A 24,132-nucleotide genomic window follows, 5' to 3' on the forward strand; every position below is an offset into this window, starting at 1 on the left:
AAATTTACTCTGTTTTTTCTTTAATATATGTAGCTCCATCATTTATCTTTTCTTTGGTCCATTCTTTAGCATTATGAGTATCTTCTTTTACACCATGCCAAGTATTTGAACAACCAGCTACAAAAAAAGCTATACAAGCTGCTAAAAATAAATTTCTCACTGTTATTCCTTCGAGTAGTTATTTTTGAAGTTTGGAGGCGACACCCGGATTCGAACCGGGGATCAAAGCTTTGCAGGCTCATGCCTTACCACTTGGCCATGTCGCCATATCGTGGTGCCCGAGACCGGACTTGAACCGGTACGGTAAAAACTACCGAGGGATTTTAAGTCCCTTGCGTCTACCATTCCGCCACTCGGGCTAAGTTAATGGAGCGGGAAACGAGATTCGAACTCGCGACCCCAACCTTGGCAAGGTTGTGCTCTACCCCTGAGCTATTCCCGCGTTAAAGTTTGTAATATTATCCAAAAATTGCTTAAAATTTTATTTTACTAAAACTAATTTCAAAATATTGTAAGGCATAAAAAGATAAAATATCAAAATCCACTTTGGGGTTATAGCTCAGCTGGGAGAGCGCTTGAATGGCATTCAAGAGGTCGGCGGTTCGATCCCGCTTAACTCCACCAACAGACGTTTTCAGGGGTTTTCAAACCTTGTCAAAAAAAGCTTTTCAAAACCCAAGTTTACGGCTTTTACTACTTTTTAAGCTCTCATCTCTTATCATTGCATTTCATCTAATATCACTCTTTTGAGTGTATATCTGAGTGTAAAAAAATATTTTTCTAACTTTTTACACTCAAAATTAAGGGTTACGAAATGGCAAGCTTTGCGAACGATTTAGCACTAAAAAAATTTACACTTAAAAATAAAATTCGTGAGTGGATAAAAGATGACGGAGTGAAATTTTTATATGTGCTTGCATATAAAACCAAAAAAGAAACTACCAAGACCTTTTATTTCAAATATCAAGAGAGCGACGAGAAGCGAACGACAAAACAGATCAGGCTAGGCAAATATCCAAGCATTACGCTAGCAGAAGCAAGAACAAAAGCTTTGGAGCTTGAAAGGCTAAGAAATAGGGGCGAAGATTTACAGCTAGCCACAGCAAAGCAAAAGGCTATCACGTTTAAAGATGTAGCCGATGAGTGGATAGAAAAAGAGCAGAGCAAAAGCCTCGTATCGACTAAGAAGCAAATAGGGCGTGTAAAAAATCATCTCATCTTTTATTTAGGCAGTAAAGAGATAACCGCTCTAAAGCGTAGAGATTATATGCAAGTAATCGAGCAGATACAAGCACAAGAAATCAAAAAGGGCATAACACACGAAACATCAGAGCGAACATTTAGGCTACTTCGCAAAATCTTAGATTTGGCAGTAAATAAGGGCTACATCGAACACAATCCAACACGAGATATTATTTTTAATGATACTTTTAAGACCTCATCAAATAACCACTACAAGGCAATAACCGAGCCAAGCAAGCTAAAAGAGCTATTAAGAGCAATGCAGGACTATCAAGGCTCGTTTTGCACGCAGCAGGCGTTAATATTTGGCGTGCATACCTTTTTACGTAGTGCAAACGTGAGAGAACTAAAATGGCAATACGTGGATTTTGAGAATAATTTAATCACGTTTCCAGCCGAAGCGATGAAGTTAAGAGAAGTTTTTTATATGCCTATCAGTAAGCAAGTAAAGAAGCTTTTAAAAACAATGCTGGAGCATAAAAGGGGCGATTTTGTCTTTCCTAGTGGCATAAGTGCGACAAGACCGCTAAGTGATAGCACCCTCAACCAGGCGATTAAGCGGTTAGGCTTTGGAGATGAGATGGTATTTCACGGCTTACGCACGACAGCAAGCACCCTACTAAATGAAAACATCAAAAATCACGGCTTTAGTAGCGACGTGATAGAGCTTTGCCTAGACCATAAAGAGCGAACGAGTGTAAAAGCAATTTACGATCGAAGCCAAAGGCTGGACGAGCGCGCCGAGCTTATGCAATGGTGGAGCGATTATTTAGATAGTTTAGAAAAAGAGTAAAAGAACAATGACAGAGAACAAAATTGACTTAAATGAATTATTAGAAATGGAGAGGAATAAAATAATGTTAAAAGATGAGTTATTAAATTTTTTGTCGCGATATGCAAATAGATACCCACAATTTCAAAGCGAGACTAGCATTTATGAGTTAAAAGAAAGTTTAATTTTTTTAAAAAATTTTAATACTGAGGGCAATTCTTACGTAGATTATTCCGCCAAATTTACCATAAATAAATACATTCAAGATTTAGAAGCCATAGCCAAGAAAAAAGAACGCAAACAAACAAGAAATGAACGCCTACTTAAAAAAATCGAAAAAGCTATTAATACATTATATGATATAAAAGAGGATTTTTTTATGGGTGAAGATATTGACGAAGAGGACCAAAAGGCTATGTATCCTGATGAGATAAAAATGCGTAAAAACATAGATGATTTAATATACGCACTTTACTTAAAAATTGATTGTTATGAAAAAGATGAAAATATTACGCCTACAATAGCAAACAAAAAATTTGATAAAGCTTTTTTTGAACTTCTAAACGAAAGAAAAAAGAATAATATTAGTCCCATAGAGTTAGCCAAAGCAATAACACAATTAAGGGTTACTATAAGAAATATTTTTAACAATAAGCCAAATATACGGATAAAATCCGACAGAGAAGCATAAAAAACACCTCTAAAAATTTCTTACATCAAAAGCAATGTAAGAAATTTATTTTTTACATTAAAACTAATGAAATTTTTTAAAAATCTACATTAAAAAATAAACATCTTTTATTTTTCTAACATCGATTTTAACGCCACTTTTACACTAGCTATTAACATTTTTATTTATTAATATTCTTACATCAAATCAACTTAAGCATATCAAGCTTGCAAGCATTCAGGCTTAACCATTTGAGAAAAATTACATATAAAAGGATTAAAAATGCAAAACAAAGCCCTACTAAATTCAAAAGAAACAGCGGAGTTTTTAGGCATAGGAGTATCAACACTTTACAGATACAAGAAATCAAGCGACTTCCCAAAACCTATCATTTACACAAATCAAACTATCCGCTTTAAACGTGATGACCTCGAAGCCTTTATGTATAAAAAGCAAGGCGGAGCGACACCAGAGCAAGGGGGCGAAAGATGAAGCCCCTAAAACCAAGATACGATAAGTTAAGCGAAGAGGATTTTTATTTAGGCTTTATGCTAATAGTAAAAGAGCGAATACCAAGCCTAGCCGAAGCCATAAGCAACGACGAGATAAGCGAACAAACAAAGCAGGCGTTAGATGTAGCCCTTAGCTTTTACGATACATCGCTACAGCTAGCAAGAGAGATTAATGGACTAGAGGACGAAATACGACGGCTAAATTTTAAGCCGTCGAGTAATGCACCTCAACGCAAGAAAGGTTAATAAGATGAAACTTCAAATTACAACAGCAGGCAAAGGCGGAGCGATAATCGCTATCGAGCCTCAAAAGATAAAAGAATTTACTAGCCATTTAAGAGCTTATGGCGTTTCGAGTGTGAAAGAAGCACCACAAGGGCTAATAAATATGGCTTACGACCTATTTTACATCAACAAAAACCTAAGAAAGCAAGTAAGAGAACTAACGGAGCAAGGATACAACGATGAATACAAGCAAGCACAAAACAACGATATTAAAGCTAATAGCTAAATATGGCAAAGTTACCGCCTCCGAATGCTTACACATAAGCAACGCTAATCAGTATTTAGGCAGATTAAAAAGCGAGGGAGTATTAAAAGACGAATGGATGAAAAAAGAGGGTAACCCTCAGCGTTTTAAAGAGTGGAGCATTAAAAACACACCAGAAGCGAGGGCAAAAGCTAATAAATATTTAAAATAAAAATAAAAAGGGTGGAGCTGTTAGCCACCCTTAACAAGGTTACAAACGTGGATATTTTAGCAGAAGTTGAGAGCATTATCAACCCAGCCGAGATTAAAATTTACATTGACACGATAAGGGCTACATTTTACAAAAAAGCTATCATTCAAAAGACCCATAAAAAAATCGACCTTTTAAAGTCAATCGCTCGAAAGTATGGCAAAAAATGGCTAAAGCTGGATAAGCAAACAGCAAAAGCCGTCAAGATAGAACGCCGTTATGAGTTTCGAGATTATGAGATAGTTAATATTTATATGCTTAGCGATTTGCCTATTTTCTACGCTACATTAAAAAACGCAGGCAATGAGCCACAAAAGGCGTTATTTGAAGTTTATGGACTTAGGCAATATAACAAGACACCTCCACCCAAAGAATTAATAGCGGAGCTCCTAGGCGTGATAAATAACGTTTCATCGCTTGACCTTTGTTTTGATAAGGATAGCCCCTTTAACCTTGACCCTTTTTGTGATGAGGTTATTAGCTTTGAAAATACCAAGTATCTAAAAAACAACGATGTATTAACCAGGGTGTATTTTTATGACAAAGCAAAAAAGAATAATCTAAATTTGCCTATCTACCGAGCCGAAGCCGTAGTAAGCATAAATCCCAAAAGCAAAGATAACCCCTTGCCACTCAAACAAAGGCTAAATTTGCAACTCCCATACGCCCTAGATGAGTTTAAATCCATACTGGATAAGACCACTAAAGAGCAAGACACGATCAAACCCTACAAGTCAAAAGAGAACAAAAGAGAGCTAAGAGCATAACCAGCCGAGATTTTGGCTCGTTACCTCAACACACGGATATTTTTATGCGTTAGCCTAATTTTTGGCTTACGTAGCAAAGCCCCCTAAATGTGAGCTTTGTCCGTCCCCTTAAAATTAAGGACACGAGCCGACCCCTAAAAATAGGCTATCCGTCAAACTAGCGCTAACAATGAAACCCAAACAACCCTATTACCAAAGCTTGAGCCTTGTAAAAGCTCCATACGTTAAACGTAGCCAGCTTTAAAAGATGACCTAGATTTAATCTACCTCATCGCTTTACAAAAAAATAAAAACGGCTTTTAACCTTAAGCCAAAATAGCCCTTTTTTTGCTTGCTTAAGTTTTTATAAAAAAGGGTATTGCAGAGATTGCCACCGCTTGCCATATTTTTAACGTTTTTTGTCTATCTTTTAAAATCAAAAATCAAAGCCAGCACCGAGGGGCTAGAGCTTAGCACGTAAGCCATGCACGAGCGAAAATCACAATTTAAGAAAACGAACGTATAGTGTGCCCTTGTAAAACTACCCTACAATGACCTTTTTGTTACAAAAAATCTCCCTTTATCCTTAAGTGAAAAAATTAATTATCAAGGGGGCTAAAAATATTTACATTAAGGTTAAAAATGAGAAATTTTTTTACAAAAAAGTGAGATGGGTTAATTGCAAATTTACAGAAGCAAAGATTGATTTTATAGACTACAAAGACACTTCACTTTTAAAGTATTGCTTGTCAGAGAGATTTAAAATCATGCTTGGTATAATCTAAAAAACCAAAAAAGGATGAACTTCTTAAAATACACGCTTTGAAGCAAAGTGAAAATTGCAATTAAGAAAATTTGATAAGGACAAACTTGAAAATAGCGATAAATGGCACGAGTGGTTTTGTTGGCTCAAATTTGTGTGAGTTTTTAGCTTCAAAAGGGCATGAAATTTTAAAAATAAAGCGTGAGATTTATGCAGATATTTCAGCTTTGACTGAGATTTTGCAAGAGTGTGATGCTCTAATAAATTTAGCTGGTGCAAACATCTCGCAAAGATGGAGTCAAAGCTATAAAAATGAGCTTTTTAATAGCCGAATTGCAAGTACGAAAAACCTTGTTTTGGCACTTTCAAAGACTTCAAAAAAGCCCAAAATTTTCATCTCAACTTCGGCGGTTGGCATTTATGAGCGCGGTTTAATACACGATGAAAGTTCGCAGAATTTTAATAAAGGATTTTTGGGAAAATTGGCGGTGGCTTGGGAAAATGAAGCGTTAAAGGCTAGTGAGCTTGGCGTGAAAACGGCGATTTTTAGGCTTGGCGTAGTGCTTGGCAGAGGGGTTGATGGCAAAACGGGCGGTGCTTTGGCTAAGATGTTACCGATTTTTAAGCTAGGTCTTGGCGGCGTTTTGGCAGGCGGAAAGCAGAGCTTTTCGTGGGTGCATCTGGACGATTTGCTAAAAGCTTATGAGCTTGTGCTAAATCGTGAAATTTCAGGTATTTTTAACCTTGTTTCGCCAGAATTTGCTACCAATGAAAGCTTCACAAAGGCCCTTGCAAACACACTTAAACGCCCAGCCATTTTTAATGTCCCAAGCTTTGTTTTGCAGCTAAAATTTGGCGAAGGCTCGGCGATATTGCTTGAAGGTGCAGATGTGCGACCTGTAAATTTACTAAAACAGGGCTTTGAGTTTAAATTTGGTGATTTAAACGCTGCTTTGAGTGAAATTTTAAGCTGAGATTTTTTAAAGGCTCAACAAAACTTAAGCAGATTTTCTCTTATCAATTTTAGTAGTTTCTGATATAAGTTTTCCTGTGTAGTTTTAGTATCATATTTAAATTCACATTCCTTTAAATGTAATAAGAAATTCTCTTTCCTTATCCCTTTAAATAGCGTAATTTTGAGCTGGGGGAATTAAATACCGGCAGCTTTTTTAAAAGGGCGTATCTAGTTAGATCAAAAACGCCCCTAAATGTTAAAGAATATCGTATTTTACGTAGTTAGAGCCAAGATCAAAGTTGAGCTGGGTAAGTTAGATTTAGGTAGCTTTTAAAGGATGTCATCACAGCTGACACCCTAGGGTGCGTCTGTGTCACCCCTATCGGTAACACGTGTAACGTTACATGTAACGGACCAACTCGTTACAAAATGATATTAATCCTCTTTGTTTTCTATCTCATCAAATATCGCTTTTATTTCGTCGTAGCGTTTAGCTTTGATGTAGCTAATTAAAAAAGGCTCTACCCAATAAGGGATATTTTGAGAACTACCCCAATTATTTACGGACGAGGGTAAAACTCCAAGCAAATCAGCAAAGCCCTTTTTTGATAAATTTGCACGTTTTAATAAATCATTAAATTCTTTTTTATCCATTTTTACCCTTTTATATAATTATTTAATTAGCTAATAATATCAAAATATCATTAAAAAAGTATATTAAGACTTGACAATATATTTAATTAAGTATATAATTCACTAAAAAAATACTTATTTACATATTTAAAGGAGCAAAAATGAAGTTAGTTTTTAACGAAATCAACAAGAATTTTGAGTTAGGCGTTGAAATAACTTGCGTATTAAACCAAGTATCAACGTTAATGCTAGCACTAGCAAATAAACACGAGAGCATAGACGACAATGAGAGGCTAAACGCTACTTATTTGCTAAGTGGCATTTTGCTCGATATTGCCTCAACGCTTGATGATTATGCACTAAAAGACACAAAAGCGACTAAGGAGCAAAGAAAATGATGGCCAAGAGATACGTAAAGTTATACGAGCTTGAAAAGGCTCGTAGCTTTGATGAGCTAATAAGCACACTAGAGCAAAGCCAGGACGTTAGCAGAGATGAAGCCATTTATCAAGCAGGTGCTAAGGCGTGGCTATTCGTAGATTATTACATTAACGAACTCAGGCACGCAGAAGCACAAGTAAAGCACTTGAAAAGACAGCTTGACCGCCTAAGCCCTGGTGATAAAAGCAAAGAGGACTTTAACAAAAATAATCCCTTAGAAGCCAAAGGGATTTTTAAATGGCACAAGCCCTTAAAAGGTGCGAGCTTGCAAAACGATATGCAAGCAAGCTAATATAATCTAAGGGGGCGAGGCTAGCCCCTAACCTCATCACTTCACGAGAGGGCAAACAGCCTTTTGCATAAAATACTGAAAAAATCAAAAGGCTAAATCAATGCTACCAAAAGAGCTTAATACGTTAGATACCTTTTTTAAAATCCTTGATAAGTTTTACCCAGACTGGGAGAAGCGAGCAGATGATTATTATTTAACCGAAATAGCCTTTTTAATCCTAAGGGTCTTTAATAGCCCTTACACGGATGAAACTATTATTAACAATTTACGAGTTATGAAAGTGAGTAAATACGATAAAGAGCTAGCCAAAATTTACGCTTTGCCACTAGAGGCTTACACGTGGATTATGCAAAATAGAATGAAGCCAGATAGAGCAAAGGCGAGCGTAAAACGATATGTAAAAAATGCGATGCAAAATGGATTTTGCAAAAATGCGAAATGGAGCAAGCATAAAACAGCAAAATAACGGCGAAAAATGAGCACAGGGCGGACGAATAAAACCCGATTTTATCGAAGTAGCCCCAAGCTAGGCGGAAAAATTGAGCGCATTTTTGAGCGCAAAAAACGAACGCCTAAAAAGTGAATACTATGCGAATACTGGCAAACACGTAATAAGCGTATAAAGATTGCAATTAGTGAATAAAAGTGAATACCAAAATAGAACGTAAGCCACCTTTTAACAATACAAGCTAAAATAATCAAAAGAAAGGGTTACAAATGCAGACATTAACCATACGAGCAGACGAAGCACTAATAAGCCAAATAGTAGCAATAAGTAAGGCTCTAGCTAATACGACTAATCAAAAGCTAATTATTGATGACGGCTATGCAGACGAGCTAAACGCACGAGCCGATGAAGCCAAACAAGGCAAAGGGCTAATAGACGAGGCTCGAGCACGCAAGATGATAGAGCAGATAAAAGACGGCGAATATGCACGTAAAATTTCATAACCGCTTTTTTGACGAGCTTAACACAATAAAAGAGTTTATTGCAAAGGATAGCGTAAATAGAGCCAACAGCTTTGTCGATGATGTTTTTAATAAGTGCTTGGATTTAAAAGATACACCAACAGCTCATAGACTTAGCCAAAAAGTAAAAAAGAATAATGCTAGAGATTTAATATTTAAAGGTTATGTAATACCTTACTTGATAGATGATGAGGTTATTTATGTGCTAGGCATTTACAAGGCTAACGAGTGGGAAGTGTGAAACGTAATAAGGCGGTAATGTTTCACAAAATAACCTTAATTAAGTTTTCGAGCAAAAAGGGATAAAAAATTACTAATCCTTAAGCCAAAACGACCACTTTAAGCGTCCGAAACTTAAATCATTTAACTTTACAACTTTGAAACCACCTATTTTAGGCGCTTATGATAGTTTTGTATTGAAAACTAAACTTTTCATAACCAACAAATCAAACACTTGAAGCTTAAAAAGCTAGAGTGTATAAATAAGTGTAAAAAATATTAATTTTTTTCTTGTAAAAAGTCGATAAAAACGAGCTTTAAAGCTAAAATCATTTTCCGCTTAACTCCACCATAAATCTAAATACATCTATCATTATTTATACCTTTTGCAAAAATAACTTTTTACAAAAAAAGATGCCAATATGTAAAAATTTAATGAATAATTGATATCAAGACCCTTATCAACATTAGTAAAAGTTAATAACTAAAAAATAATTTTATAAATTTTTATCTTGCTTTAACAAAAAATAAAATAATATTCGCTATTAAAATTCAAAGGAAAAAAATGTTTTTAAAACGAGGAAAAATCATCTTCAACATCCACCTAATAATTGGACTAATTGCGGCTATTCCGCTAATATTCATGACTCTTTCAGCACCATTTGCGTCTTATAGAGAAGAGATCAAAAGTGCAATAAATAAAAATTTTATCAACCTAGTTCCTAGCGAAAAAACAAATTTAAGCTTAAATGAACTCCTAGCTAAAGCAAAAAGTGAGATTCAATTTGATACGCTTGAAAGCTTACAAATAGGTGGAGCAAATGAAGCTTATCGTATAAGCATTACAAAGGATAAAAAACAATTAAATTTCTTCATAGATCCAAGAAGTGGCGAAGTTATTAGCGAGGACTGGGGTGAAAAAGCTCGCGTGGTGATCCTAAGCCTTCATAGAAATTTAGGCTTTGCCCTGCTTGATAGCAAAGTCCCAGCCAACATCGGCAAGCAAATAGTTGCGATTAGCTCCATCATCATGGCTCTGCTTGCCATCAGCGGCCTCATCCTCTATGCTCCGGCGATCAAGCGAAATTTCCTAAGTTCGCTAAAAATCAAGCCAAAAGCAAAGGGCTACGCCTGCTTTTACAACCTCCACACGAGCCTTGGCACCTACGTGGCGATCTTGCTTGTAGTGATGTCACTAACTGGACTTTACTGGTCTTATGGCTGGGTCAGAAGCAGCGTAAATAGTATATTTTTTGATCTAAAAACAGCTCCAATGAAAAAAAGTCTACCACAATCAAATTTACTCCCAATAAGCGACGAGAAATTTAAAGAGATCGAGACTGCGGAGCAAATTTTTAAAGATAACGTCACACTAGAGCTAAAATCGCTCACGATAAACGTGCCTGAAAATAACCAAAGCACCTACACTATAAACTACGAAACAAGCGAGAGTCAAGTGGGCAAGCTAAAGCTTGACGCTAGCGCTGGCAAGATTAAAGAAAACAAGCTTGTTAGCAAGTCTGAGAGCATCCCAGAGGCAAAAAAGGCTGGTCGCAAAGTACTTAGTCTACACACCGGTGAGATGTTTGGCGAGATCGGTCAGATCGTATTTGCAGTATCATGCGTGATCGCAGTTTTACTGATCATAACTGGATTTTTAATGACCATAAAAAGGACCAAGGCACTCTAAATAAAAGTAAATTTTTACCTTGCTTTGGGTAATATTTTAAGAAATTTTTACCACAAACAAGAGAGAAATTTATGAACAGAAAACGCATTTACAACCCAAGTTCAAATGAAAATTTGACCGACAGAAGAGTCTTTAACGGCAACCCACACGGTATTTTAAATTTCACCAAGGCAAAATACGAATGGGCGTTAAAGCTTTGGGACCTCATGGAGGCAAACACCTGGTTTCCAAAAGAGGTCGACACCACAGACGACGTGCGTGACTACGCCTACAACCTCACGGAGGCCGAAAAGCGCATGTACGACCTCGTCTGGAGCCAGCTCATCTCGATGGATAGCTTCCAGACAAACAACCTAGCTGACAACATCAACCCTTACATCACCGCACCAGAGATCAACGCTGTGCTAAGTCGCCAAGCCTACGAAGAGGCAAACCACAGCAAGTCCTACGCTGTCATGGTCGAGGCGATCTGTGACAACACCGACCTCATCTACGAGATGGAGAAGCACGACGATGTATTGCGTGAGAAAAATGACTACATCTCAAGCGTATACCAAGAGCTTGCAGGTGAAGTGACTGATGAGAAGCTACTTCTTGCGATGGTTGCAAACCAAATTTTAGAGGGCATCTACTTTTACAGCGGCTTTACAGCGATCTACGCTCTAGCGCGTGCTGGCAAGATGCTAGGCTCAGCCCAGATGATCCGCTTTATCCAACGCGACGAGATCACGCACCTGCTTTTGTTTCAAAACATGATAAATTCAGTCCGCAAAGAGAGACCTGACCTCTTTACGCCTGAGACTGAGGCGAAAATTTATGATATGTTTGAAAAAGCTGGAAATTTAGAGATAAAATGGGGCAAATACATCACTCAAAATCAGATAATGGGCTTTACAGACGATATCATCGAGCAGTATATCCACTATCTCATCGACCAGCGCCTAGTTGCGATCGGCCTAAAACGCAAATACAACGTAGCTCACCCTATCAAATGGGTCGATGACTTTGCGAAATTTAACGATCAAAAGTCAAATTTCTTTGAAGCAAAGGTGACAAACTACAGCAAGGGAAGTATCAGCTTTGATGACTTTTAAAAAAGGCATCTTAGCCCTTGCCTGCGTGCTTTTTGTGGGGTGTGCGAGCAGTAGCAGCCAGAGGGCGATTGACATAACAAATAAGGATCTATTAAATAGTTTTAACCCTTACATACTTGTCAAAACAGACGAAACCAAATATGCCATCATCTACCAAAGCATGCCAGCTGGCGATATCCAGCCAAGCCTTGCGCCTATTGGGTCGGCTCTTTTTGTCGATGTTTTAAAGCAGATAAATAGGGTATGTAACTTTAAATCCGCCGACCTAAAAGAGACTAGAGTGGTATATTTTGACGATAAAACCTCGTTTTCGTATGAAGTCTGGGTCTTTAACGACCCGCTTTCAGAGCGTGATAACAAGACTACGGCCATAACAGTTTTGCTAAAGCCAACGCCTGAAATTGGCGGGACGGATATGGATTTTAGAATTCCGGAAAATTGCCATGCGCCAAAGCAAACTATATTTGTATTTGGAAAATAAATGAGCGAAATTTTAAACCTAATAAGCCTAACTTTAAAGGCAAAAAGTGCTACCGAGCGGCTAGATGAGCTTGCAAATTTAGTTGAAGTAGCGCCTGAAAACTCGCTTCTGCTTGCAAGTGAGCTTTGCATCAGCGGATATGACTTTGACGGTTTTTTTGCTGGGGCGAACAAAGCGATGCTTGGTGGCATGATAGGTAGCTTTGATGCGATGCTACTTGAGCGCTTGCAAGAGGCACTTAGCCCAGATAAATTTCTTGGTTTTACGCACCTTACCAGCCTAAATAAAAGCGCAGGGCTCGCTCAAATTTCAAATTTAGCCCCACACCAGGCAAAAATTTATAATGAATTTTTGCTTCTTAACTCAAATAACGTCTTTCATTCACAATTTAAGGCTGAGCTCTTTAGGCCAAATTTGGAGCACGAGATCTTTGCTGCTGGCGAGGTAAGCGAGATAAATGCTTTTAATTTTAAAGGGCTAAAACTTGGCGTGCTGATATGCTTTGAGCTGCGTGATAGCAGGCTCTGGGCGAAGCTAAAAGGATGCGACATCATCATGGTACCAGCCATGTGGGGTAAGGCCAGAGAGGATGCCTACCTTAGCCTTTGTAAGGCGCTTGCCATTGCAAACAACTGCTACGTCATGATCTCAAGCTCACTTGATCTAGAACGTGCTGGGATCTTTTTGCCAGATGGCACGCTAGAGCAAAGCGCGGTTTTTGACGCAAATTTGATCACACAGATAAAGAAAAATTTAGGGCTTTTATAAATTTTAAGATAAGCTTTAAATCGTATAATAACGATTTAAAATTTGTTTAGGAAAGAAATTTTGACCCAATTAGAAGCGATAAAATGCCAAAATTTAGCTAGCGACATAGCCGACGAGATCACGCTAAGCCCACTTTTATTTGACGCGATATCAACAACTGAGCGTGAAATTTTTGTACCCATCACCGCCCATGCTTATAAGCTTGACGCGCAGCCAATCCTTGGCAACCAGTGGATCAGCTCGCCGCTAACCGTGGCAAAGATGACAATGGCACTAGAGTGCGAAAATATGGACAACATCCTAGAAATAGGCTGCGGTAGTGGCTATCAAGCAGCGATACTAAGCAAGCTCGCGCATAGAATTTTTAGCGTCGAGCGTATAGAGAAACTAGCCATGGAGGCCAAAAAACGCTTCGAGACGCTAAAGATCAAAAACGTACACGTAAGATATGATGACGGCAACAATGGCTGGCGAAGCTACGCACCATTTGATCGTATCTTGCTCTCGGCAGCTGCTGATGAGATCTCGCCAAATTTATTTAAGCAGCTTAAAAATGGTGGAATTTTAGTAGCTCCAATGAAAAAAGATGGCAAGCAATTTATTGCTAAATTTAAAAAAGATAAAGATGGAAATTTAGAAAAAGAGTACTTAGATGAGTGCCTTTTTGTGCCACTTCTTGAAGGTAGAGAGTAGCCCAAAATTAGGCAAAGCCTAAGCCTTGCCTAAATGTTAGAATTTATAAGTATAGCCTGTATAAATCCCTATAGTTGTATCTCTTAACTGAGCTCCGCTATTTTTCTTATAAAAAGTCTTATCAGCTTTTAAGCCAAACTCGATCGCATTATGTTCGTCAAATGAGTAGATACCTCCCGCTTTTGCGCCAACTAGCAAGCCTTTGAAATTTTTCTTACTTGTTTCGTTATTAAATCTCTCTCTAACGCTCAAGTAGCCAAGACCTGTATATCCACCAAGAACAGCTTTAAAATTTTCAGTGATACTTGGTGTATAATCAACACCGCCTAGAAATTTATGTTTACTCCATTTCGCGTCTGATTCGCCAGCATTTTTCCTGGCTTTAAAGTCATAATAATAACCGCCATACGCTCTATAGCTGTCAAAATCATAACCACCATAAAAGCCAAGACCATAGTGACCTTTTTTGAAGTTATTTTTCTCACTACTTGCTATGTTTTTTGTTTTGATTTTTGAGTTAAACGAATAATCACCCTCACCACCAACAAATGCACCTTGAGCTAGTGCAGCTGAGCTTACCAAAGCTAGAATCAAGCTTGATTTTACAAGTAAATTTTTCATACCTCTCCTTTAAAAAATTTCTGAGATTTTACATCTAAGCTTTTAATCTATATAAAATTTAAATTTAATAAGAAATTTTATACCAAGTGCCAATTTATTGCTAATGGTAAATGTAGTAAGCGTGAGTATTGTTAAGAATATAAGAGTAAAAATACTTAAATTTGGCACAGCTTTAGGGCAAATCCTAAGCCCGTAGCCATGCCAAATTTATTAAGTTACGCCCTAAAAATGCACTTTAAATTTCGCCCAAAAGCTTCTGCCCGGCTCATAAAGCCTCGTACCGTTTGGGATAGTCTCGTATCCTGCGATACCACCACCGTAGCCGCCTTTTGAATTATGATAGGCGTATTTGGCGTCGTTTAGGTTTTCCGCCGCTAGCAAGAATTGATAATTTTTGTATTTATAGCCCGCGCTTAGCCCCAGCGTCCAAAAGCTATCGCTCTTGCCCAGGTCCATGCCGCCCACATCGCCGTAGCCTTTTTGCGCGCGGTTTTGCGACGCGTTAGCGTAGAAGTCGGCTTTGACGAACCAGTCTGGCTTTTCTAGGCCGGCGCTTAGTTTAAACGTTAGGGGAGAAACCTTAGGCAGCGCGTCGCCGTCTTTTAGGCCGCCCGCGTTTTTAGTCACCTTGCCGTAGACGTAGGATACGCCGGCACCCAGTCTAAATATATCAGCCAGTAGCGTATCGCCCTCGATTTCGCCGCCGTATAGTAAGGCATCGGTATTAAATACGTTTGATGACATGCCCATAGGACTATATTTTATCATTATGTAATCATCCATCTTCGAGACGAAGAAATTCGCGTTTAGCTCGTAGTTTTTGTCTTTTAGCACGGTACCGAAGTCAAGCTGAGTGTTTCTTTCTTTATTTAGCTTGAGATTGTCGTCTTTATTCGTTTCCCAGTGATCCGGTAACCTCTGCGCATGACCTAGTCCCGCATAAAGCGTTAAATTTTGCAGATATTTTTCGTATCTAAAAAAGCCGGAGAATAAATTTTCGCTCCTACTTTTATGCGTTAGTAGCTGCTTTCTTTCGCCGACGTCTAGCCTAAGACCGCCGAAAAGTCCGTAGTCGTTTTCAAGGACGTATTCATTTTGAGTGTATATAGTTTTATACGTTACCTTGCGCTGTTTTACATGCGGCTTTGATAGGGCGGCGTCCATTTCGGCTTTAGATACGCCGGCTCCGCCCGTTCCGGCGCCTCGCCACTTAAAGGAGTCTTGCGAATAACCGGCGCCGATGAAGCTGGTTAGATTATCGAAATTTAACTCGCCTTCTAGCTTAAAGCCGTACATATCGCGTATCGGGTGACTGATGCTATATCCCTTGCCGCGCCCCGTGCCCGGTACCACCGGACGCATGGTGAAGTTGTCCATTATGTGATCGATTTGATGATAGTACGAGCTTAGTCTAATCCTGTGCTCACCGACGTCTTGTTCAAATTTTAGTCCGAAAGACTTGCGGTCAAACTGCACGCCGTCCCTCATCCTGTCGGCATACGCCGCTTCTCCATTACCCAGGTCCGCGCTTAGCTGCAATGCAGTAGTTTCCGTGGGCGTTAGCGTACCCACGAGCGAAACGCTGTTGCGTTTATAGTGCGTATGCATTTTCTGTCCGTCGCCGCTTTTATAATCGCCGCTCTGGTAGTGTCCGCCGGAAATTTCTAAGCTGCCCAGCTCGTTGCCCGCCGCTACGTCTGCAGCAGTTTCAAATCTTCTAAAACTGCCGCCCAGCACGCTTACGTTTCCTCCGAAGCTCGGTTTTGATAGCCTTGCTATCTCTCTATCGAAAAATATACCGCCACTAATGAGCGCGCCGTATCTGACGTCTTGCGGGCCTTTTACGATGCGAACCGAGCTGTAGTTTTGAGCCGAGATGTAAGTGATTGGCGTATCCATGCGCATACCGCAACCGCCGTTTAGCGTGCTACCGTCGATTAGCACCGGCAGTCTAGCCGCCGTCTGCGAGCGGTAATAAACCTCGCTGCCGCCTCCGCCCTTGCGCTCCATAGTAAAGCCGCTCAAATTTAAAAGCGATTTAGCGATGTCGCCGTTTTCTAATATCGCGCCTTTGCCTACTATTTGAGCCTTTGTCGGTTCGTCAAGAACGGACTTTTGTATCTTTGCGGAAACGGTAACCGGAGCCAAGTCTATCGTTTCTTCAGCACCAAGCATTAAATTTGGTACTAAAGCAAATGCTAAAACGTAAGAAATTTTTATGTTTAATCCTATGAAATTAATATTTATATAACATTAATTTTACAATACAGAAATTTGACTCAAATAGTATTATTTTAGTTGGACTGCATTAAATATATAAAGAAACGATTTTGGTAAATTAAAACCGAAGCAATCTCGGTTTCATTAAAATTTTAGCATTATAAAACCGAGATAAAAAAATTTATAAAATCTCTTTTATGAGTAGCTGTGGAGTAACAAGTCCGCGGAATGAATTTTTTGATATACAAAAGATAATATCTATCATCTCGCCAACTCTAGCATGTCTTGTAAAGTTAAAAAATAGAGCCTCAAGTGTTTTATTATCCTTTTGCAAGATGAGCTTTAGGTGATTTTGATCTCTACCTATAAGTCTTTCGTTTTTAACAAGAGCATTTTTTATCTTAAAGACTGGGCGAGGATTTTTCTGTCCGTATGGCTCATAAAATTCTAAAATTTCAAGCAGCTCAAAGTCTATCTCGCTTGGCATTATATCGCCAAGTAGCTCGTCCGAACTTTTGCACTCTTGCATATTTAGACATGAGCAGCTTTTATTTATCGCTTCTTTAAATTTCACCAAATTTTCAGGCACAAGTGTAAGTCCAGCCGCTCCTTTGTGACCGCCGTAGCTTGTTAGTAAATTTTCGTGGCTTGCTATAAGAGATAAGATATCAAGCTTACCAATACCTCTAGCACTACCTTTTGCACGGCCTTTATCGATGCTAAAGACAATAGCTGGCTTTGCAAAGTGCTTTGCTAGGCGGCTAGCTACGATGCCTATCACACCCTCGTGCCACTGCTCGCCCCAAGTGATGATGACTTCATCGTCCTCTTTTACGTCCTTTAGCGAGCACTCAAAGAGTTGGCGCTCCTCCTCTTTTCTGGAGTTGTTAAATTCAATGATCGTATCAAGGTAGTTGTAAGCCTCTTCGATGCTCTTTGCGCGCAAGAAGTTAAATGAATTCATCGCATCGTCCATGCGTCCGGCTGAATTTATAAGCGGAGCTATAAGAAAGCTAATATCATCGCACTCAAATTTTTCCTTACCATAAAACTCTTTTATAGCATGAAATGCGGAACGCTTAGACGCATTTAACTTACAAATACCAAGGCGAACAAGCATTCTATTCATATCTCTTAGCTCCATCATATCAGCGATTATCGCGATAGCTAAAAGCTCTAGAAATTTGCTCATATCGTAATTTAGCCCAAAAACATCCTTTAACGCTCCAACCAAATACCAAGCAACCTCAGCACCACAAATTTCGATATTTGGGAAGTTGCAGTCTTCTTGTTTTGGATTGATGATCGCATAAGCTTCTGGGAGAATGGCTGGTGGCATGTGATGATCAGTAATGATAAGATCGATGCCTTTTTCTTTACAGATAATGGCCGCATCGTTTGCAGAGATGCCGTTATCAACGGTGATAATCAAGCTTACATCAGCTGAGAGTTCGTCTATTATCTCAGGATTTAGCCCATATCCGTCTTTAAATCTATTTGGAATTTTTACTAGGTAGTCTTTCACGCCAAGATCATCAAAAAACTCAGCCAAAATTACGCTCGAAACAACACCATCAACATCATAATCGCCCACAATGGCTATGCGCTCGTTTTTCTCGATCGCTTCTTTTATGCGATTAGCGCCTTTGTATATATCCTTTAAGGCACTTGGTGTCGGAATTTCACTAATTTTTTTATGTATGTCGTTACAAAATCTATGCGCTAGTAAATTCCTTATATCCTCTTTATTTAGCATGGTTTTGGCAAGAATTTTTAAAGAACTTGCCAACTTTATTTAATGCCACTTGTTCACTTAAATTTACACCTATATCGCCAAAAATTTGGCTATAAAAATACTTCTTTTTCATCGCAATCTTTCGTCTTTATTTTGAATGCTTGGATTATATCTTTTTGAAATTTAATTTCTTATAATTTTAAATGAAAGTAGGATTTTAGGGCTAATAGCAAGCTTAAAAGCTTTGCTAAATTGATAGTCTTTACAAATTTAACGCGCCAAAAATAGTAAGTATTAGCAAAAATTTATACAATTAAATTTATAAATTTTTAAATGCTTTATGCCATAAAGTTTAAACCATTTTTATAAAAATTTATTCCAAATTTCTCAAAAACTCCGCGTATTCTATAGCGCCGCGTTCTATTTCGCTGTCGTTTGATATGTAGTCCACGCCCGGAGTCTCCTCGGCGCCGTAAAATGCGAAAAAATCGCGGTAATCGGCGTGAAAATAGTATTTAAACGCAAGCTCAAACGGCGTAAGAACCTCGCGCAAGCTAAAATGATAGCGTCCTTGCGGGCGGTAGTCGCTCTTTTTGATGCCTGCAGTCACGGCTAGCGCAACCTTGCGGCCCGCTATGCCGTCCGAGCCGCGTCCATAGGCAAAGCCGTGCGTCATCACTGCATCGATCCACGATTTTAAAATCGGAGGGCAGGAGAAGTTATGAAGCGGAAACTGCAAAACGAGGGCGTCGTGGGCCCTGATGAGCTCTTGCTCGCGCGCGGCGTCGATGTCACCGCCCCCGTAAACCCGCGTCAAATCATGAACGCTAAAGCGCTGCGGCTCTTTGAGAGCCTCTTGTAGCAGGCGTTTGTTTATGACCGAGTTTTGGATATCAGGGTGGGCTAAGATGATTAGAGTTTTCATTTTTCTCCTTAGAAATTTATAGAAAGAAGTGGGGATTTATTTGATAAATAATTTAATAAAAACAGCAAAATTTTAAAAGAATTTTTAGAGCCAAATGGCTCTAAATTTAAGATTTGACGTTTTCTAAACTTGCCTTTATAAAGCCTAATATCACAGGATTTGGTTTAGTTAGACGGCTAGTAAACTCAGGATGACACTGCACGCCCACAAACCACGGATGGCCTTTTAGCTCGATAGCCTCTATCAGTCCATCGCTCTCACCGCTTACCAAAAGACCATTTTTCTCAAAAATTTCTTTATATTTTGGATTTGCCTCGTAGCGGTGGCGGTGACGCTCTTTTACACTCTTTGCATTGCCATAAATTTCAGCTAGAAGCGTCTTTGGTTTGATGTCGCAGTTATATGCTCCAAGCCTCATCGTGCCGCCAAGTGGGCTTGTGTGCGTTCTTATCTGTTTTTTGCCGTGAGCGTCGATAAAGCTATCGATTAGATAGATGATAGGATTTTTGCACTCTTTGTCAAATTCCATAGAATTTGCATCTTCTAAGCCTAAAACATCCCTTGCAAACTCAATGAGTGCTAGCTGCATACCAAGGCAAATTCCAAGATAAGGGATCTTATTTTCACGAGCAAATTTTATAGCCTGCATTTTGCCTAAAACGCCCCTTTCGCCAAAGCCGCCAGCGACCAAGATGCCATCAACGTCTTTTAAAAGCTCATTTACATTGTTCTCTTCTATCTTTTCGCTATCTATCCAGCGTAAATTTACCCTAGCATCCAAATTTGCTCCAGCATGGATAATGCCCTCAGTTAGGCTCTTGTAGCTCTCTTTTAGATCGATGTATTTACCTACAAATGCTATTGTAGTTTCATTTGTTGGAGCGATTATTCTTTTTACTAGGCTATCCCACTTTGCCATGTCTGGTTTTAGCTCATTAAAGCCTAAATTTTCAGCGATTGGAGTTAGTATGTCTTGCTTTAAAAATGAAAGTGGAATTTGATAGATACTTGCGCTATCTAAGCTCTCTATAACGCAGTTTTTCTCCACACCACAGCTTGCTGCGATCTTATCTTTTAGCTCGCGGTTTAGTGGCATTTCAGATCTGCAGATGATGATATCTGGCGTTATACCTATACGTCTTAGCTCGCCTACGCTATGCTGGGTTGGCTTTGTTTTTAGCTCGCCAGCTACTTTGATAAATGGCACAAGCGTTAGGTGGATATTTAGCGCTCTTTTTTTACCAACTTCTACTCTTAGCGCTCTTATCGCCTCTAAAAATGGCAAGCCCTCGATATCGCCAACGGTTCCGCCGATCTCAACGATGAGTACATCTTTGCCCTCGCCTGCTTTTTTGATACGATCAACGATCTCGCCAACGATGTGAGGGATCACTTGTATAGTCTTTCCAAGATAGTCACCACGGCGCTCTTTTTCGATAACCGAGCTATAAACTCTACCTGTTGTGAAGTTATTATCCTGACTTAGGCTCTCATCTAAAAATCTCTCGTAGTGACCAAGGTCTAGATCTGTTTCAGCGCCATCGTCTGTGACAAAGACTTCTCCGTGCTCAAGCGGGCTCATCGTGCCAGGATCTACGTTGATATATGGATCAGCTTTTAAAACACTTACTTTTAGTCCGGAATTTTTTAAAAGAGTCGCGATAGACGCAGCTGCGATGCCTTTTCCAAGTGAGCTTAAAACTCCACCTGTGATAAAAATGTACTTCGTCTCTTTTGCCATTAAATTTCCTTAAATTTATTTATTTTTTAATTGCGGATTATACCCCTTAAATATTTAGTAAGGCATTAATCGTATAAATTTTAAAAATTATTCTTTAAGTCTTTTTGTTATAGACTTCAAAAACTATGATAAAAAACTACTTAAACATCATTGCCTCTTTATATATAGAGGGCTTTAAAAACATGAAAATAGGCAAGAAATTATGGCTTCTCATAATAATAAAGCTTATCATTATGTTTGGAATTTTAAAGGTCTTTATCTTTGACGAGACTCTTAATACCAAATTTCAAACCGACGAAGAAAAAAGCGAATTTGTAATTCGTAATTTAATAAAGGAATAAAATGTCTGAGATGGATTTTGTTGACTGGTCTAGGGCTCAGTTTGCGCTGACTGCCATTTACCACTTTTTGTTTGTCCCACTTACTTTGGGGCTAAGTTTTATCATCGCCATTATGGAGACGATATATGTTAAAACCGGCGATAAAGTCTGGCTTGAGATAACGAAATTTTGGCTAAAGCTCTTTGGTATAAATTTCGCTATCGGCGTTGCTACTGGCATCATCATGGAGTTTGAGTTTGGTACAAACTGGGCGAATTACAGCTGGTTTGTCGGCGATATCTTCGGTGCTCCTCTTGCGATCGAGGGCTTGCTCGCATTTTTCATGGAGAGTACATTTTTTGCCATTATGTTTTTTGGCTGGGATAAAGTCAGCAAGAAATTTCACCTGCTTTCAACTTGGCTTGTCGCGATCGGTTCAAATTTAAGCGCGCTTTGGATCTTAATCGCAAATGGCTGGATGCAATATCCTATCGGCATGAAATTTAACCCAGATACCGCTAGAATGGAGATGGAGAATTTCTTTGAAGTTGCGCTAAATCCTCTTGGAATTAGCAAATTTTTGCACACAGTAACTAGCGGCTACACCATCTCAGCTATCTTTGTGATAGGAATTTCTGCTTGGTTTTTAATCAAAAAACGCCACATCTTGCTAGCTAAAAAAAGTATCGTGGTTGCTAGCGCATTTGGCCTTATCACATCGGCATTTTTGCTACTTAGCGGTGATGAGAGCGCATATTTTGTAGCTCAAAAGCAGCCTATGAAGCTAGCTGCGATGGAGGGACTTTATAAGGGCGAGAAAAACGCTGGCTTAGTTGCCGCTGGTATTTTAAACCCAGCTAAAAAGCTTGGTGATGACGTTGATCAATTTTTACTTGAGATAAAAGTACCTTATGCACTTGGCATCATGGCAAACAGAGAACTAGACTCATTTACACCAGGTATAAATGACCTACTTTATGGCAATAGCGAGCACAATCTAATAAGCGTAGAAGAGAAGATGGCAAAGGGCAAAGTAGCTATTGAAGCTCTTAAAAACTACAAAGAGGCTAAAAAAGCAAATGACGAGAGCTTGATGAAAAGCTCACTTTCAAATTTAGAAAGCAACCTAAATTTCTTAGGATATGGCTATCTTAAAGACGCAAAAGAAGCTGTACCGCCAGTTGCGCTTACATTTTATAGCTTCCACATCATGGTTGCACTTGGCACTTACTTCATAGCTCTTTTTGCTATTACGCTCTATCTAAATCTCTCAAGAAAATATAAATTTGAAAACATAAGAGCATTTTTGTGGATCTGCCTCTTTACCATACCGCTTGGCTACATCGCAGCTGAAGCTGGCTGGATAGTAGCAGAGGTCGGCCGTCAGCCTTGGGTGATACAAGATCTCATGACCGTTGGCGTAGGAGCTACAAATTTATCTGACTCAAATGTGAAAATTTCATTTATATTATTTGCTGTTTTATTTACGGTCTTGCTAATTGCTGAGATCAAAATCATGCTTAAGCAAATAAAGATAGGATTTAACGACCATGCATAGTTTAAGCTTAGAAAATTTACAAATTTATTGGTGGTTTATAGTTAGCCTTCTTGGCGGACTTTTAGTCTTTATGATGTTTGTTCAAGGCGGTCAGTCGCTCATCTTTAGCCTTGGTAAGGACGAGCTTAAAAAAGATATGCTCATAAATTCTATCGGTAGGAAATGGGAGCTTACATTTACAACGCTTGTTATGTTTGGAGGCGCGTGCTTTGCGGCATTTCCGCTATTTTACGCTACTAGCTTTGGTGGCGCTTACTGGGTTTGGCTGGCTATTTTATTTTGCTTTATCGTCCAAGCTGTAAGCTACGAGTACCGCAAAAAGCCTGATAACTTCTTAGGCGCTAGAACTTATGAAATTTTCCTTTTCATAAATGGCTCACTTGGCGTTATCCTTATCGGTATGGCTGTTAGTACATTTTTTAGCGGAAGCGACTTTGTGCTAAATGAGCACAACTTTGTTGAGTGGAAAACTCCTTTTCGCGGTCTTGAAGCATTGGCAAATCCTTACTTGTATTTGCTTGGCATAGCGATGTTTTTCTTATCTCGCATAGGTGGCTGCTTATATCTTATGAACAACATCGCTGATGGCGAATTTATACAAAACGCTAGAAAGCAACTGCTTATTAACACCGTGCTATTCTTACCATTTTTTCTAGGATTTCTTGCTTGGGTGCTTACAAAAGATGGCTTTGCATACGACGCAAATGGCGTAGTTAGCCTTGTACCTTACAAATACGCTATAAATTTGATCGAAATGCCTATCGTTGGCATATTGCTTCTTGTTGGCGTTGTTTTAGTACTTGTTGGAATTTTCCAAGGGGCATTTACAAAAAGCATCCGTGGAATTTTTGCTTATGGCGTTGGCGTAACACTAGCTGTGACTGCATTATTTTTGATAACAGGCCTAAATGGCACAGCATTTTATCCGTCATTTAGCGACCTTTCTAGCTCGCTAACTATCAAGAATGCAAGCTCAAGCCACTATACGCTTGGCGTTATGGCCTATGTTAGTTTGCTAGTGCCAGTAGTGCTTGCTTATATCATCGTCGTTTGGCGAGCGATAGATAGCAAGAAGATCACGCAAGACGAGATCAAAAATGATCATCACGCATACTAAGGATAAAAGATGTTAGAAGCAGGAATTTTTTTGATACTTTGGCCAGTGACACTATTTGCTAGCTATAAATTTGTTCTTTTTTCTCTTAAGAAATTTGACGCAAATAACTAAAATTTAGGGGCGTTTGCTCCTAAATTCTTCTTTTTATTTTTACTCTTTAAAACGACTCTTTTATAAATTTATTTAAGCCACTTTTCATATAAGCGTTATTTCCG

The 24,132-nt window shown here is 39.0% G+C and carries 28 protein-coding genes, 4 tRNA genes and 2 pseudogenes; 22 read left to right on the plus strand and 12 right to left on the minus strand.

Going from position 1 to position 24,132, the window contains the following annotated elements:
* Positions 1-4: 4 nt before the first annotated feature.
* The 4 genes from F3H00_RS10265 to F3H00_RS00945 form a co-directional block, all read right to left on the minus strand.
* On the minus strand, positions 5-160 hold the full coding sequence (locus F3H00_RS10265) for a hypothetical protein (RefSeq protein ID WP_167496266.1): 156 nt from the start codon (positions 158-160) through the stop codon (positions 5-7).
* 32 nt (positions 161-192) lie between these two features.
* Positions 193-266 (minus strand) — tRNA-Cys (locus F3H00_RS00935).
* A 6-nt stretch (positions 267-272) separates the two neighbouring features.
* A tRNA-Leu gene (locus F3H00_RS00940) sits at positions 273-359 on the minus strand.
* An 8-nt stretch (positions 360-367) separates the two neighbouring features.
* A tRNA-Gly gene (locus F3H00_RS00945) sits at positions 368-442 on the minus strand.
* 106 nt (positions 443-548) lie between these two features.
* Between F3H00_RS00945 and F3H00_RS00950 the strand changes: the two genes are divergently transcribed.
* The 9 genes and pseudogenes from F3H00_RS00950 to F3H00_RS00990 all read left to right on the plus strand — a co-directional run bounded on the left by F3H00_RS00950 (position 549) and on the right by F3H00_RS00990 (position 6,419).
* A tRNA-Ala gene (locus F3H00_RS00950) sits at positions 549-624 on the plus strand.
* Between the two features lie 190 nt (positions 625-814).
* Positions 815-2,035, plus strand: a complete 1,221-nt coding sequence (locus F3H00_RS00955) for a tyrosine-type recombinase/integrase (protein WP_148799522.1) — start codon at positions 815-817, stop codon at positions 2,033-2,035.
* Positions 2,036-2,042: 7 nt separating this feature from the next.
* Positions 2,043-2,705 carry a hypothetical protein gene (locus F3H00_RS00960; protein ID WP_148799520.1) on the plus strand — a complete coding sequence of 221 codons (663 nt, stop codon included), beginning with the start codon at positions 2,043-2,045 and terminating at the stop codon, positions 2,703-2,705.
* A gap of 261 nt (positions 2,706-2,966) precedes the next feature.
* Entirely contained in the window at positions 2,967-3,176 is a 210-nt protein-coding gene (locus tag F3H00_RS00965; protein ID WP_103593408.1) for a helix-turn-helix transcriptional regulator, read from the plus strand.
* Positions 3,173-3,442: a hypothetical protein gene (locus F3H00_RS00970; protein ID WP_148799518.1), complete on the plus strand. Its 270-nt coding sequence runs from the start codon at positions 3,173-3,175 to the stop codon at positions 3,440-3,442. Before F3H00_RS00965 ends, F3H00_RS00970 begins: the two co-directional genes overlap by 4 nt.
* A gap of 4 nt (positions 3,443-3,446) precedes the next feature.
* Complete coding sequence (locus F3H00_RS00975) at positions 3,447-3,707, plus strand: hypothetical protein (RefSeq protein WP_148799515.1); 261 nt, start codon at positions 3,447-3,449, stop codon at positions 3,705-3,707.
* Between the two features lie 237 nt (positions 3,708-3,944).
* Positions 3,945-4,703 carry an aspartate carbamoyltransferase gene (locus F3H00_RS00985; protein WP_148799511.1) on the plus strand — a complete coding sequence of 253 codons (759 nt, stop codon included), beginning with the start codon at positions 3,945-3,947 and terminating at the stop codon, positions 4,701-4,703.
* A gap of 644 nt (positions 4,704-5,347) precedes the next feature.
* A pseudogene (locus F3H00_RS10450) lies at positions 5,348-5,452 on the plus strand (hypothetical protein); the annotation flags it as partial.
* Between the two features lie 100 nt (positions 5,453-5,552).
* The gene (locus tag F3H00_RS00990; protein ID WP_148799507.1) at positions 5,553-6,419 is read left to right on the plus strand and encodes a TIGR01777 family oxidoreductase; all 867 of its coding nucleotides are present in this window, start codon (positions 5,553-5,555) and stop codon (positions 6,417-6,419) included.
* Between the two features lie 14 nt (positions 6,420-6,433).
* Here F3H00_RS00990 and F3H00_RS00995 read toward each other — a convergent pair.
* Positions 6,434-6,583: pseudogene (locus F3H00_RS00995) on the minus strand (IS1595 family transposase); the annotation flags it as partial.
* Positions 6,584-6,835: 252 nt separating this feature from the next.
* Positions 6,836-7,054, minus strand: a complete 219-nt coding sequence (locus tag F3H00_RS01000; protein ID WP_021092485.1) for a helix-turn-helix domain-containing protein — start codon at positions 7,052-7,054, stop codon at positions 6,836-6,838.
* A gap of 140 nt (positions 7,055-7,194) precedes the next feature.
* Here F3H00_RS01000 and F3H00_RS01005 point away from each other — a divergent pair, with 140 nt between their 5' ends.
* The 10 genes from F3H00_RS01005 (at position 7,195) to F3H00_RS01050 (ending at position 13,680) form a co-directional block, all read left to right on the plus strand.
* Positions 7,195-7,431 (plus strand): hypothetical protein, encoded by a 237-nt coding sequence (locus F3H00_RS01005; RefSeq protein WP_148799505.1) that lies wholly within the window; start codon positions 7,195-7,197, stop codon positions 7,429-7,431.
* Positions 7,428-7,766, plus strand: coding sequence for a hypothetical protein (locus F3H00_RS01010; RefSeq protein ID WP_148799503.1), 339 nt, complete (start codon positions 7,428-7,430; stop codon positions 7,764-7,766). Before F3H00_RS01005 ends, F3H00_RS01010 begins: the two co-directional genes overlap by 4 nt.
* A gap of 100 nt (positions 7,767-7,866) precedes the next feature.
* Positions 7,867-8,232 carry a hypothetical protein gene (locus F3H00_RS10455; RefSeq protein ID WP_223155215.1) on the plus strand — a complete coding sequence of 122 codons (366 nt, stop codon included), beginning with the start codon at positions 7,867-7,869 and terminating at the stop codon, positions 8,230-8,232.
* A 251-nt stretch (positions 8,233-8,483) separates the two neighbouring features.
* A complete protein-coding gene (locus F3H00_RS01020) occupies positions 8,484-8,717 on the plus strand; it encodes a hypothetical protein (protein ID WP_148799501.1) in 234 nt (77 codons plus the stop codon).
* Positions 8,698-8,976 (plus strand): type II toxin-antitoxin system RelE/ParE family toxin, encoded by a 279-nt coding sequence (locus tag F3H00_RS01025; RefSeq protein ID WP_148799499.1) that lies wholly within the window; start codon positions 8,698-8,700, stop codon positions 8,974-8,976. The genes F3H00_RS01020 and F3H00_RS01025 overlap by 20 nt, the downstream gene beginning before the upstream one ends.
* Positions 8,977-9,519: 543 nt before the next feature.
* Positions 9,520-10,644, plus strand: coding sequence for a PepSY-associated TM helix domain-containing protein (locus tag F3H00_RS01030; protein WP_148799497.1), 1,125 nt, complete (start codon positions 9,520-9,522; stop codon positions 10,642-10,644).
* A gap of 71 nt (positions 10,645-10,715) precedes the next feature.
* Positions 10,716-11,738, plus strand: coding sequence for a ribonucleotide-diphosphate reductase subunit beta (locus F3H00_RS01035; RefSeq protein ID WP_148799495.1), 1,023 nt, complete (start codon positions 10,716-10,718; stop codon positions 11,736-11,738).
* Positions 11,728-12,219 carry a hypothetical protein gene (locus tag F3H00_RS01040; protein WP_148799493.1) on the plus strand — a complete coding sequence of 164 codons (492 nt, stop codon included), beginning with the start codon at positions 11,728-11,730 and terminating at the stop codon, positions 12,217-12,219. Before F3H00_RS01035 ends, F3H00_RS01040 begins: the two co-directional genes overlap by 11 nt.
* The gene (locus tag F3H00_RS01045) at positions 12,220-12,987 is read left to right on the plus strand and encodes a carbon-nitrogen hydrolase family protein (protein WP_148799491.1); all 768 of its coding nucleotides are present in this window, start codon (positions 12,220-12,222) and stop codon (positions 12,985-12,987) included. It abuts the gene before it with no gap.
* Between the two features lie 60 nt (positions 12,988-13,047).
* Complete coding sequence (locus F3H00_RS01050) at positions 13,048-13,680, plus strand: protein-L-isoaspartate(D-aspartate) O-methyltransferase (RefSeq protein ID WP_148799489.1); 633 nt, start codon at positions 13,048-13,050, stop codon at positions 13,678-13,680.
* A 36-nt stretch (positions 13,681-13,716) separates the two neighbouring features.
* On the opposite strand, the gene F3H00_RS01055 is transcribed toward F3H00_RS01050, so the two are convergent.
* The 6 genes from F3H00_RS01055 to pyrG all read right to left on the minus strand — a co-directional run bounded on the left by F3H00_RS01055 (position 13,717) and on the right by pyrG (position 20,922).
* On the minus strand, positions 13,717-14,301 hold the full coding sequence (locus tag F3H00_RS01055) for a hypothetical protein (RefSeq protein ID WP_072595254.1): 585 nt from the start codon (positions 14,299-14,301) through the stop codon (positions 13,717-13,719).
* A 222-nt stretch (positions 14,302-14,523) separates the two neighbouring features.
* Positions 14,524-16,476 carry a TonB-dependent receptor domain-containing protein gene (locus tag F3H00_RS01060; RefSeq protein WP_187424092.1) on the minus strand — a complete coding sequence of 651 codons (1,953 nt, stop codon included), beginning with the start codon at positions 16,474-16,476 and terminating at the stop codon, positions 14,524-14,526.
* Between the two features lie 226 nt (positions 16,477-16,702).
* Positions 16,703-18,277, minus strand: coding sequence for a single-stranded-DNA-specific exonuclease RecJ (gene recJ / locus F3H00_RS01065; protein ID WP_148799485.1), 1,575 nt, complete (start codon positions 18,275-18,277; stop codon positions 16,703-16,705).
* Positions 18,267-18,389: a hypothetical protein gene (locus F3H00_RS10680; protein ID WP_262367357.1), complete on the minus strand. Its 123-nt coding sequence runs from the start codon at positions 18,387-18,389 to the stop codon at positions 18,267-18,269. Before F3H00_RS10680 ends, recJ begins: the two co-directional genes overlap by 11 nt.
* Positions 18,390-18,629: 240 nt before the next feature.
* The gene (locus F3H00_RS01070; protein ID WP_148799483.1) at positions 18,630-19,181 is read right to left on the minus strand and encodes an NAD(P)H-dependent oxidoreductase; all 552 of its coding nucleotides are present in this window, start codon (positions 19,179-19,181) and stop codon (positions 18,630-18,632) included.
* A gap of 106 nt (positions 19,182-19,287) precedes the next feature.
* The gene (pyrG, locus tag F3H00_RS01075) at positions 19,288-20,922 is read right to left on the minus strand and encodes a CTP synthase (protein ID WP_087578046.1); all 1,635 of its coding nucleotides are present in this window, start codon (positions 20,920-20,922) and stop codon (positions 19,288-19,290) included.
* Between the two features lie 125 nt (positions 20,923-21,047).
* Between pyrG and F3H00_RS01080 the strand changes: the two genes are divergently transcribed.
* Genes F3H00_RS01080 through F3H00_RS01090 form a run of 3 tightly spaced genes read left to right on the plus strand, consistent with a single transcriptional unit; the run spans position 21,048 to position 23,917 of the window.
* On the plus strand, positions 21,048-21,263 hold the full coding sequence (locus F3H00_RS01080; RefSeq protein ID WP_072595258.1) for a DUF4492 domain-containing protein: 216 nt from the start codon (positions 21,048-21,050) through the stop codon (positions 21,261-21,263).
* 1 nt (position 21,264) lies between these two features.
* Positions 21,265-22,800 carry a cytochrome ubiquinol oxidase subunit I gene (locus F3H00_RS01085; protein ID WP_148799481.1) on the plus strand — a complete coding sequence of 512 codons (1,536 nt, stop codon included), beginning with the start codon at positions 21,265-21,267 and terminating at the stop codon, positions 22,798-22,800.
* Positions 22,793-23,917, plus strand: a complete 1,125-nt coding sequence (locus F3H00_RS01090; RefSeq protein WP_148799479.1) for a cytochrome d ubiquinol oxidase subunit II — start codon at positions 22,793-22,795, stop codon at positions 23,915-23,917. The genes F3H00_RS01085 and F3H00_RS01090 overlap by 8 nt, the downstream gene beginning before the upstream one ends.
* Positions 23,918-24,132: the final 215 nt, after the last annotated feature.

It is taken from the genome of Campylobacter concisus, assembly GCF_902460845.1.
In the GTDB taxonomy this organism is placed as follows: Bacteria; Campylobacterota; Campylobacteria; order Campylobacterales; family Campylobacteraceae; genus Campylobacter_A; species Campylobacter_A concisus_X.

What these genes read in the sequence shown, in the direction of transcription:
- F3H00_RS01030 (WP_148799497.1), top strand. Translation starts at nt 9,520, where the DNA reads ATGTTTTTAAAACGAGGAAAAATCATCTTCAACATCCACCTAATAATT.
- F3H00_RS01085 (WP_148799481.1), top strand. Translation starts at nt 21,265, where the DNA reads ATGTCTGAGATGGATTTTGTTGACTGGTCTAGGGCTCAGTTTGCGCTG.
- F3H00_RS01020 (WP_148799501.1), top strand. Translation starts at nt 8,484, where the DNA reads ATGCAGACATTAACCATACGAGCAGACGAAGCACTAATAAGCCAAATA.
- F3H00_RS01035 (WP_148799495.1), top strand. Translation starts at nt 10,716, where the DNA reads ATGAACAGAAAACGCATTTACAACCCAAGTTCAAATGAAAATTTGACC.
- pyrG (WP_087578046.1), bottom strand. Translation starts at nt 20,922, where the DNA reads ATGGCAAAAGAGACGAAGTACATTTTTATCACAGGTGGAGTTTTAAGC.
- F3H00_RS01010 (WP_148799503.1), top strand. Translation starts at nt 7,428, where the DNA reads ATGATGGCCAAGAGATACGTAAAGTTATACGAGCTTGAAAAGGCTCGT.
- F3H00_RS10680 (WP_262367357.1), bottom strand. Translation starts at nt 18,389, where the DNA reads ATGAAAAAGAAGTATTTTTATAGCCAAATTTTTGGCGATATAGGTGTA.
- F3H00_RS01000 (WP_021092485.1), bottom strand. Translation starts at nt 7,054, where the DNA reads ATGGATAAAAAAGAATTTAATGATTTATTAAAACGTGCAAATTTATCA.
- F3H00_RS00960 (WP_148799520.1), top strand. Translation starts at nt 2,043, where the DNA reads ATGACAGAGAACAAAATTGACTTAAATGAATTATTAGAAATGGAGAGG.
- F3H00_RS01080 (WP_072595258.1), top strand. Translation starts at nt 21,048, where the DNA reads ATGATAAAAAACTACTTAAACATCATTGCCTCTTTATATATAGAGGGC.
- F3H00_RS01045 (WP_148799491.1), top strand. Translation starts at nt 12,220, where the DNA reads ATGAGCGAAATTTTAAACCTAATAAGCCTAACTTTAAAGGCAAAAAGT.
- F3H00_RS01090 (WP_148799479.1), top strand. Translation starts at nt 22,793, where the DNA reads ATGCATAGTTTAAGCTTAGAAAATTTACAAATTTATTGGTGGTTTATA.
- recJ (WP_148799485.1), bottom strand. Translation starts at nt 18,277, where the DNA reads ATGCTAAATAAAGAGGATATAAGGAATTTACTAGCGCATAGATTTTGT.
- F3H00_RS01060 (WP_187424092.1), bottom strand. Translation starts at nt 16,476, where the DNA reads ATGCTTGGTGCTGAAGAAACGATAGACTTGGCTCCGGTTACCGTTTCC.
- F3H00_RS00965 (WP_103593408.1), top strand. Translation starts at nt 2,967, where the DNA reads ATGCAAAACAAAGCCCTACTAAATTCAAAAGAAACAGCGGAGTTTTTA.
- F3H00_RS01055 (WP_072595254.1), bottom strand. Translation starts at nt 14,301, where the DNA reads ATGAAAAATTTACTTGTAAAATCAAGCTTGATTCTAGCTTTGGTAAGC.
- F3H00_RS00955 (WP_148799522.1), top strand. Translation starts at nt 815, where the DNA reads ATGGCAAGCTTTGCGAACGATTTAGCACTAAAAAAATTTACACTTAAA.
- F3H00_RS01025 (WP_148799499.1), top strand. Translation starts at nt 8,698, where the DNA reads ATGCACGTAAAATTTCATAACCGCTTTTTTGACGAGCTTAACACAATA.
- F3H00_RS01070 (WP_148799483.1), bottom strand. Translation starts at nt 19,181, where the DNA reads ATGAAAACTCTAATCATCTTAGCCCACCCTGATATCCAAAACTCGGTC.
- F3H00_RS00975 (WP_148799515.1), top strand. Translation starts at nt 3,447, where the DNA reads ATGAAACTTCAAATTACAACAGCAGGCAAAGGCGGAGCGATAATCGCT.
- F3H00_RS01005 (WP_148799505.1), top strand. Translation starts at nt 7,195, where the DNA reads ATGAAGTTAGTTTTTAACGAAATCAACAAGAATTTTGAGTTAGGCGTT.
- F3H00_RS10455 (WP_223155215.1), top strand. Translation starts at nt 7,867, where the DNA reads ATGCTACCAAAAGAGCTTAATACGTTAGATACCTTTTTTAAAATCCTT.
- F3H00_RS00970 (WP_148799518.1), top strand. Translation starts at nt 3,173, where the DNA reads ATGAAGCCCCTAAAACCAAGATACGATAAGTTAAGCGAAGAGGATTTT.
- F3H00_RS01040 (WP_148799493.1), top strand. Translation starts at nt 11,728, where the DNA reads ATGACTTTTAAAAAAGGCATCTTAGCCCTTGCCTGCGTGCTTTTTGTG.